Consider the following 8,636-nt stretch of genomic DNA (forward strand, 5'->3'; position numbering starts at 1 on the left):
CCCTACCGCTCACGCAGTAGTCACTGGAGAGCCGGATGATCGGGAAACCATCACGTCCGGTTCGGCGGGAGGCCGCGCAGAAAAGGACCAGCTCAACGCTGACACCTCGCTGCGCGGCCGACCCATCGTCGTGGGTCATGCGCGCCCGCCGTAACTGCCGGGACTACGAGCGGCTGCCGCAGCATGCCGAGGCTCTCATCACCTGGGCGCTGGTCAGCTCATCGCGAGTGTTCTGGGAGTCGTATCCGGCATCCAGGTTCACGGTGATCACATCAGGGAGTGGGCCGAGGTCGTCGAGCTTGTCCAGGGTGGATGCCAGCAGCGGCGAGTCGTGGCGGTTGGCACCGGCCAGCACCCGGCCGAGCGGGATGCCGTACCCGTCGACCATGAGAGAGCGTTTCATTCCCTGCTTACCGCGATCGACCGGAGAGCGCCCGGCGACCTCTCCTCCGCCGGGGGCTTTGGTGATGCAGCCATCGATGGAGATCTCTTCCAGTACCAGGCCGACGATCCGGTCGTAGAATTCCAGGACTATGTGCTTGAACTGCGCGAACACCCCCAGTTTGATCCACTCGTCGCGGCGGTTGCGGATCGTTGTCGCAGAGCAGGTGGCGTCGGCGATGGCTTGATAGGAGCAGCCGAACCGGAGCACTTGGATCAGCCTGTCGAACACGATCCGGTCGTTGAGACGGCGGCGGTGAACGCCGAGCGGGTGGCCAGGGTCAAATGCGGACCGCTCGGGAAGCAGCTCGGAGAACTGAACCCATAGCGGCTCGATAAGCCAAGCTGGGATGGCAGGCACGGATAATCCTCGTATAGGCAGCGGATCGGGCCGTTTGGCGCGGCGCGGTGGATGGCGCGCTCGCCCGGCTGAAAAGGCCGCGGTACCTCGCAATCAGGCGACCCGCTCGTCTGCGGTGTCGCCGGGTGCCGCCAGCCAGGGCATCCGGTGGACGAGACTGTCGCGCAACTGGGTAAGGGTCGCGATTCGCTCCTCCAGTTCGGTCACTCGTTGTGCGCCGACGAGGGCGTACCCGTCGGTGCACAACGGGTGGTAGGAGAACACCTCGGGCAGATCGGCGTCGAGGTATCTCAGGAAGGACTTCACGTCTTCGACGGTGAACCCGCAGGCCAGGAGCTCGCGGATGTTGCGAACCCGACGCACCGCGCCGGGCTCGTACAGGCGGTAACCCGCCGTCGTACGGCCGGACTCCAGCAGGCCCTGCTCCTCGTAGTAGCGCAGGGCGCGGGTCGTGGTCCCGGCTTCCGCGGCCAGTTCACCGATCAGCATTGCAGCCACCTCCGAGTCCGATCGTACGGCTTCACGCATACGTCAAGGTCAACCCTCGAGCCTGACAACCGTCTTCCCGATGTACGCGCCGTTCATGAGATCGAGGAGGGCCTGCGGCGCGTTGGCCAGCCCATCGATCACCGTCTCGTCGTAGACGATCGCGTCCTCGCGCAGCCAGGTGCGGAACTGCGCGCCGAAGTCCGGAGCGCGCTCAAGGTGATCGCCCACGGTGAAGCCGCGGATGGTGAGGCGTTTGCCGAGGACGCCGAGCAGGTCGCCGGGCCGGTCGTCGGGACCGGCCTTGCTCTGCCGGTTGAGGGCTCCGCATACGGCGATGCGGCCATGCGGGTTCATGACCTCGATCGCCGCGCGCAGCTGCTCGCCGCCCACGTTGTCGAAATAGACGTCGATGCCTTCGGGCGCGGCCTCGCGCAGCCGGTCGGTGATCGGGCCGTCGTGGTAGTCGAAGGCCGCGTCGAACCCGAGTTTCCCGGTCAGATGGGCGACCTTGTCCCGCGATCCGGCGCTGCCGATCACCCGGGCCGCTCCCTTGAGCCGGGCGATCTGGCCGGCCATGCTCCCGGTCGCCCCCGCCGCGCTGGAGACGAAGACGGTGTCACCGGACCGTAGCTCGGCGGCATCCATGAGCCCGACGTAGGCGACCAGTCCGAAGCCCAGGTAGGTGGAGGGCGTCGGGTAGGCGTCCCGGTCGACTCGGCGGAACAGCCCAGCCTGCGCCACGGCGTACTCGCGCCAGCCGAACCGGTGCATCACCAGGTCGCCTTCGTTCAGTGACGGATCCGCGGAGGCGACTACCTCACCGATGGCGTCGCCATACATCACCTCACCGACCTCGTAGCGGGGCATCGGCAGGCCGGACTCACCCGCGATGAGCATGAGCATGCCGGGGTCGAGCGACATGAACAGATTGCGGACCAGCACCTGTCCTGGTGCTGGATCCGGAACGGCGACCTCGATGATCTCGAAGTCACCGGAAGCGGGCAGGCCCTCAGGCCGTGCGGCGAGCCGGGCCTCCAGCCCGGTGCGGGAGGTGCCGGAGCGGTCGGAGAATGTTGTGTTCTTCGAAGATGCGTTCATGCCGACGACGCTAAGGATTGACCCATGCGTGAAGGTCAAGCCGTCCAGCCGATGACGGCCCAGAGACGTACCCGGGAACTCCAGCGGGGTCCTAGGCCTGCACGGAGCGTAGATATCTCGACGATCTTGAGGCTCCGTGCCTGTGATACTTCCTGCCCCAGCCAAGCCGCCTATCCGCGCGGCCTCTAAGCTTGTTCTTTATCCTCCGAATTGTTGTAGTGCTGCGAGCGTGCGGCCGCGTTTGACGGTTTTGCCGACGTCGTAGTGGGGTGCCGGTCGGCGGTTGGGGATACCGGGCGGGCGTCCGGGGCCGGGTCTGGCGGGTTTGGGTGCGCCAGCCGGTTGGGCGAGTGCGGGACGGAGGTTCCGAAACCCGCGCCGGACCTGGGCGGGAGTGAGCTGGCCGGGCGGGACGGGTTTCTCCCATGGATGGCGCAGGTCCTCGGTCAGGCGGCGAGCGAGACGCAGTTGAGCGTGAACGGTGTTGAGCAGCCAGGTCCAGCGGTCAGCGGCTTGGGCGGCGCGGAGCTTGGGCCGGGTCCAGCCGAGGGTCTGCTTCCAGAACCGGTAGGTGTGCTCCAGGTCGAATCTGCGCAGGAATGCCTGCCAGCAGCGATTCACGTCCGCGCCGGTGGCGCCGGTTTTGGAGGACCACAGCCAGACCGGTGGGGCGTCACGGTCGCCGGGCAGGTGCTCGACCTTCAGCCGAATCAGGGTGCCCTCGATGACGGGCAACTCACCGTCGTGGTCGAGCCAGGCCGCGCGGCAGCCTCGGCGACGCTGGGTGCTCGGCGTCGGCGGCCGCGGCGCGGGCGGCCTCGGCCTGCCGGGTGTGCTCCTCCACGGCGGCGCGCAGCCGGTCGAGCTCGCCACGGGCCTCCTCCAGCGTCGTAGCCAGTGCCTGGCGCTCGGCCTGGGCATGCTCCCGCTCCCGCTCGGCGCTGTCGCGGGCCTGATCGGCCGCGCCGCGGGCGCGCTCGTGCTCGGCGACCTGGGCCCAGGCGTCGCGGGCGTCGGCCTTGGCGGCATCGACCCGGCGGTCGGCCTCCCGCTGAGCGGCGCGCTGAGCCTGTTCTGCGGCCGCCTGCTTGTCACGGCCGGCCTGAGCGCGGCGTTCGGCCAGCTCGGCGCGGGTGTCGGCCTCGTTCTGCTCGCGGCGGGCCCGGGCGGCGTCGGCGCGGGCGGCACGGACTTCGGCCAGCGCGTACGCCCGCTCCCGGCTACAGTACCCACACAAGATCCACTAGCCCACGGCCGCCGTCGGGTTCAAGATCGTGAAAGATTGAGGCCCAGCCCGCCGAGATGAAAGAGTCGCATGTGACCCGGTCCCGCGTTAGCCGTTTCGAGAAGAGCTGGGTTATGCCTTTATGCCTTTAACACTGCAAATGCTCATAGGAGCACACGTAGCCATCGTACCAGAACTCGGGCGTGGTCCCTTGGGGACTTGTGTAACCTATGAGCGAGGCCGTCTCGCGCTTCTCGTCGCGAACTCCGTTCGCCTCCCACCAGCTATGGAATAGGCCGGCCTGCTGGTCATCACCCTTGAAATAGTCGACCTTCTCACATCCTTTGAAGGTGTGGGACGCGGAAACAAGTCCATAGGCTATGCCGAGAGTGATATCTTCACATCTGTCGAGTCGTCTGGTTGATTTCGGCTCCCATCCAGTCCATTTCAATGAAGGGCCATCGCCTCTAGGTATCGAAAACACCCCACAGACTTTGATTCCGATACTCGCCTCCTCGACATTGGAAGCACAGGACGCCCACATGCGCAGGGCCCAAGCCTCGTCGGTGCCGCTGCCTGCGTAATTCATTGTGCCGTGCTGAAAGCACCAGTCTGCATAGCCAAGGATTTTGTTAGTTAGTGGATGATAGTCATATGATCGTTGGCAGGTAGGCACATACCACGTCGTATCCTGTTGAATCGTCGCCGCACCGTTAGCTTCTTGCATGCGGCGCTGCTCAGCCGTGGGTGGGCTTGCAGCAACGGCAAAGCGGGCTCCGCGCGCTCGGCCGCCGCCCGCTACACTGGCAGATATCAGCGAATACTCTGAGTCTTTACGGAGGACGAGCGCGCTGCTCGAAGTCGACTTTACTTCGAAGTCGGTCGGATCGAGCTTGACCCCCTCCCTGTTATATATGTCGTCGACATAGCGCTGGATCAGCTTCTCGTCAGAATACGTATGGGTGCTAGAGCTATCGGCTACAGCCGACGTTGTGGTGATACTCATAGGTAATATAACTGCCAGGATAAGAGCCAGCGCCACCACAGAGGCTTTGCGTTTCATGAAGATTTCCTTTCCTTGGTCGATTGCTTCATGGCTAGTATTGAGGGAAGGCCCATCTTTCCACGAGTGCGGGCGCGAAATAGTGCGCACTGAATCTTTTTCGAGCTGAGCCCTCAGCTAAGGCACTAACTCTTCCATCTAGAATCGTGACACATGCAACTGTCGCGGCCCCCCTTTCGTGTTACGGCCTTGCGTTCTCAGTATTTGGAGGTGCAGTAGTGGTTACACCACGGCATATTACCGCGCATTCGAACTCGGGCCATCCGTTGTTTGCCCGAACTCCGGGAGTGCATATAGCCGCACTGAAGCTGGGAGCATACACCCATGGACCGCGTGCCGTTTCGCCGTTCGCGCATTGCGCGACCGCGCGGTAGCGGGTCCGGCCAGTGTCGGTACACGCTACCCACCAGGAATTTCCGTTAGCCCCAAAGCGCTCCGAAGAGCAAAGGTAAGGAATCTTCGCGTCGGCGGGTGATGTGGCGGTGGCGTTTCCCGATGCGACCATAGTTGAGGTGGCGGTGGTCGAGATGGGTGATGCGTTTGCAGGGCTCCCGATTCCTAGGCTGAGAATGGCGGCGGCGGGGAGACTGAACAGAAGAGCGGCAGTCTTTGATAGCGTTTTCAAGCTATTCTCCTAAGAATGGTCGAGCTAAGGCCTAGGCCGATGCTTTGGGTAATGTCGAGGTAATTCTGTTTTCTTTCCTTTGACCCCCCATTGATGTGAAGAATGCGCAGGCGTGCCCGTGGATGTGAACTGTAGGGGGATCCTCTGTCTTGACGCTGTCGTGTGTCTGCCCTCAATCTTTCGTGCGCCCAGCAGGACTGAGGTGAAGCCGTGACGTAGCGGCTGATCGACCCTCCTCACCTGGAGGTCGTGCGCATGGTTGAGCAGGGCGATGTCGTCATGGCGGAACTCACCGGGACGGTGAAGCGAGTCGCGGGCGGCGAGATGCGCATGTCTATGGCGGAGGTGTTCGTCATGGCCCTCCACTCGCCGGGTAGCCCCGGTGCATTGCTGCTAAGAGATAAGCCTTGGGTTCCCTGAGGCGTCTGCGGCCTGACGTGCCCCTGGACCTGGGCCTTCTGCCTGGAACTCCGAGAGTTTTCGAAGTTGATGAGACTTCAGAGATTCTGAAGGTCTATCGTCCTCCTCGATCGTCTGACATTGCTGGTGAAGACGAGGAGGCGTGGGTTGAGCCTGTCTGTCGTGCGAGACCTCCGTGAGGCGCGTGCCCCGATCGGTCCGGAGGAACTGGTCGCGTTCGAGACCGATGTGCTGGCCGGGTTCGTGCTCGCCCGCGCGGCCGCTGGCCTGTCAGACGCCACGATCAGCTCTGACGTGATTCATATCGAGCAGGTCCGGGCCTGGTTCGGCCGGCCGTTGTGGTCGATGGAACCGGCCGACGCCGACGCCTACTTCGGCCAGGTACTACGCGGTGCGGCCAAGGGCACCCGGTTGTCTCGGGCCCAGGCGATCAAGACCTACTTCTTGTTCCTGGAGCTACGACACAAGATCGAGATCCATCAGCTGACCGGGCACGTGGTGGAGTGCCCGATTGATGAGATGAACCGGCCGCGCGGGCAGAAGGACGCGGCGCTGCGGATCCCGCCCAGCGCCGAGCAGGTCACCCGCCTGTTCGCCGGCTGGCGCGCAGAGCTTGCCACCTGTCGCAAGTTCGCTCCCACCGCCCGCAACTACGCGGCGGCCCGGCTAATGGCCGAGGTTGGCCTGCGGGTGAACGAGGCGCGCAGCCTGGACCTGGCCGACGTCAAATGGGAACTGGGCAGGTTCGGCAAGCTGCACGTCCGCGTCGGCAAGGGCGCCCGTGGCTCCGGCCCGCGCGAACGGATGATTCCGCTGATCAACGATGCCGGGCGGACGCTGCGCTGGTTCGTCGAGGACGTCTGGGGCCACTTCGGCGACGATCACACCCGTCACGCAGCTCCGCTGCTGCCCTCGGAGCGCAAGAACGCTGACGGCACCGCCGCGCGGGTCGGCACCGAAGCATTGCGCGCCGCGCTGGCCGAGGCCGCCGCCAGGCACCTGCCCGACTGGAGAGAGAAGCTGACACCGCACGTGTTGCGGCACTTTTGCGCCAGCCAGCTCTACTTCGCCGGGATGGACCTGATCGCGATCCAGGAGACGCTCGGCCACGCCTGGGTGGCTACCACGATGAACTACATCCACGTCCACCGCACGCACGTCGAAGAGGCATGGCTCGCCGGACAGCAACGGGCCGCCGACCGGTTGAAGGGGTTGATCCCATGAGGTGGAACCTGCGCCTGGCCGCCGCCAATCGCGGCATATGGAAGGCCAGCGAGTTGCATCGACTGCTCGCCGAACGCGGCATGGTGATCAGCGCCGGGAAGATGTCCGGCCTGTGGTCAGGCCACCCGGCCAGCGTCAAGCTGGAGGACTTGGACGTCATCTGTGCCGTGCTCGGCTGCGGCATCGCCGAACTGTTGATCCCCGAGCCCGAACTCGTGCCTGCTCCCGCTGAGAGCGGCGAGACGCAGATCAAGGCCGTGGTCGAGGCGGCCGCGGTGACGCCTAAGCGCAGGGACGGACGGTCGCTGCCACTAGCCTGATGGGCTACGTCTCCCCGGCCAAGCCTGCGGCGACCTGCGTGGGTTGCTACGCCTGGGGCGTGCTCCCGGGCCGGTACTGCCATGCCTGCTACACCTTCGGCCAGCTCCACCAGGTCGGCGAGTGCGCGAGCTGCCACCGAGATGCCCCGATCAAAAAGGGGTACTGCCGATTGTGCTGGCTGCAGGCCAGCTTGGAGGCGAAAGGCCAGGTGACCGTGCTGGAACCGTTCCTGCGCGGGCTCACCTGCCAGCAGTTGTTCTTCAGCAACATGCACCGGCAGCGATCCAAGGGCCCCGGACCGCGGATCGGGCGACAAGGCCGCCGACGCCGACGGCCCAACCCACCATCTACTGAACCGGACACCTCTCCAGACCGCTGGACTCAGCTGCGATTGCCCATCGCAGCGCGTCGCGACTACACCGGTTTCGACCGGCGCCGCCATGCCGACCTGGCAAACCCCGCGCTGTGCTCGGCCCGCATCGCGGCCGACACGCTCGCCGAGGCCCGGGGCTGGACCCGGTGGATCGTCAATGACGTCGACCGGGCATTGGTCATACTGCTGTCCCGCCATACCCCCGGCGACATGATCCGCTTCTCGGAGTTGTTTCCCAAGCTGCGCAACCACGGTCTCAGCGTCGAGCGCACCGTCGAAGTCCTCGTCCACGTCGGCATGCTCGATGATGACCGCGTCCCCGCCTTCGACCGCTGGCTCGCCGGCAAGCTGAGCGGCATCGCTCCCGGAATCGCCGTCGACGTCGAGGCATGGGCACGCATGCTGCACGCGGGCGGGCCTCGCCAGCGAGCACGCAGCATCCAAACCGTCTGGAACTATCTCACCGAGATCCGGCCCGTCCTGCTCCACTGGTCACTCACCTACGATCACCTCCGCGAGGTCACCCGCGACGACATCGTGACCGTCAAAGACGCCCTGCAGGGCGCCAAACGAGAGAACACCATCGTGGCACTGCGCTCGCTCCTGCGCTTCTGCAAGAAGACCGGACGGATCTTCCGCGATCCCACCATCCGCATCCGCATCGCACGCCGACCGGACAAGGTGATCCTCCCCCTCACCCCCGGCGACATCGGCCAGGCCGTCGCGACGGCGGCAACACCAGCGATCCGCCTCATCCTCGCCCTGGCAGCCGTCCACGCGGCCCGGCCCAAGATGATTCGTAACCTGCGGCTCGACGACATCGACCTGGGCAACCATCGCATCACCATCGGCGGCCACCCACGTCCGCTTGTCCGCGTACTTCTTTGGGTGCTCCACCAAGTACGGAGATGTGTGCACCAGCTCAGGCGACCTCAGTGGCTTGTTCGATGTTTCTGAGCCGGTTCTTGAGTCGGTAACTGGGGCCGTTGATGGAGA

At 65.0% G+C, this 8,636-nt stretch carries 9 protein-coding genes; 3 read left to right on the forward strand and 6 right to left on the reverse strand.

Annotated elements, in window-relative coordinates; all coding sequences use genetic code 11:
- Positions 1–163 precede the first annotated feature (163 nt).
- From LDL49_RS55850 to LDL49_RS55875, 6 genes are all read right to left on the reverse strand, one after another.
- Positions 164–802: an IS5 family transposase gene (locus LDL49_RS55850; RefSeq protein WP_372470753.1), complete on the reverse strand. Its 639-nt coding sequence runs from the start codon at positions 800–802 to the stop codon at positions 164–166.
- Between the two features lie 93 nt (positions 803–895).
- A complete protein-coding gene (locus LDL49_RS55855) occupies positions 896–1,291 on the reverse strand; it encodes a MerR family transcriptional regulator (RefSeq protein WP_225303090.1) in 396 nt (131 codons plus the stop codon).
- Positions 1,292–1,339: 48 nt separating this feature from the next.
- Positions 1,340–2,389 (reverse strand): NADP-dependent oxidoreductase, encoded by a 1,050-nt coding sequence (locus LDL49_RS55860; RefSeq protein WP_225303091.1) that lies wholly within the window; start codon positions 2,387–2,389, stop codon positions 1,340–1,342.
- A gap of 198 nt (positions 2,390–2,587) precedes the next feature.
- Entirely contained in the window at positions 2,588–3,124 is a 537-nt protein-coding gene (locus tag LDL49_RS55865) for a hypothetical protein (protein WP_225303092.1), read from the reverse strand.
- 1 nt (position 3,125) lies between these two features.
- Positions 3,126–3,626 carry a hypothetical protein gene (locus tag LDL49_RS55870; RefSeq protein WP_225303093.1) on the reverse strand — a complete coding sequence of 167 codons (501 nt, stop codon included), beginning with the start codon at positions 3,624–3,626 and terminating at the stop codon, positions 3,126–3,128.
- A 136-nt stretch (positions 3,627–3,762) separates the two neighbouring features.
- Complete coding sequence (locus tag LDL49_RS55875; RefSeq protein ID WP_225303094.1) at positions 3,763–4,677, reverse strand: hypothetical protein; 915 nt, start codon at positions 4,675–4,677, stop codon at positions 3,763–3,765.
- 1,207 nt (positions 4,678–5,884) lie between these two features.
- On the opposite strand from LDL49_RS55875, the gene LDL49_RS55880 reads away from it, so the two are divergent.
- Genes LDL49_RS55880 through LDL49_RS55890 form a run of 3 tightly spaced genes read left to right on the forward strand, consistent with a single transcriptional unit; the run spans position 5,885 to position 8,597 of the window.
- Complete coding sequence (locus LDL49_RS55880; protein ID WP_225303095.1) at positions 5,885–6,946, forward strand: tyrosine-type recombinase/integrase; 1,062 nt, start codon at positions 5,885–5,887, stop codon at positions 6,944–6,946.
- Positions 6,943–7,266: a helix-turn-helix domain-containing protein gene (locus LDL49_RS55885; protein ID WP_225303096.1), complete on the forward strand. Its 324-nt coding sequence runs from the start codon at positions 6,943–6,945 to the stop codon at positions 7,264–7,266. Before LDL49_RS55880 ends, LDL49_RS55885 begins: the two co-directional genes overlap by 4 nt.
- The gene (locus tag LDL49_RS55890; protein ID WP_225303097.1) at positions 7,266–8,597 is read left to right on the forward strand and encodes a site-specific integrase; all 1,332 of its coding nucleotides are present in this window, start codon (positions 7,266–7,268) and stop codon (positions 8,595–8,597) included. The genes LDL49_RS55885 and LDL49_RS55890 overlap by 1 nt, the downstream gene beginning before the upstream one ends.
- The last annotated feature ends 39 nt before the right edge of the window (positions 8,598–8,636 follow it).

The sequence above is a fragment of the Nonomuraea aurantiaca genome, from assembly GCF_020215705.1.
In the GTDB taxonomy this organism is placed as follows: Bacteria; Actinomycetota; Actinomycetes; order Streptosporangiales; family Streptosporangiaceae; genus Nonomuraea; species Nonomuraea aurantiaca.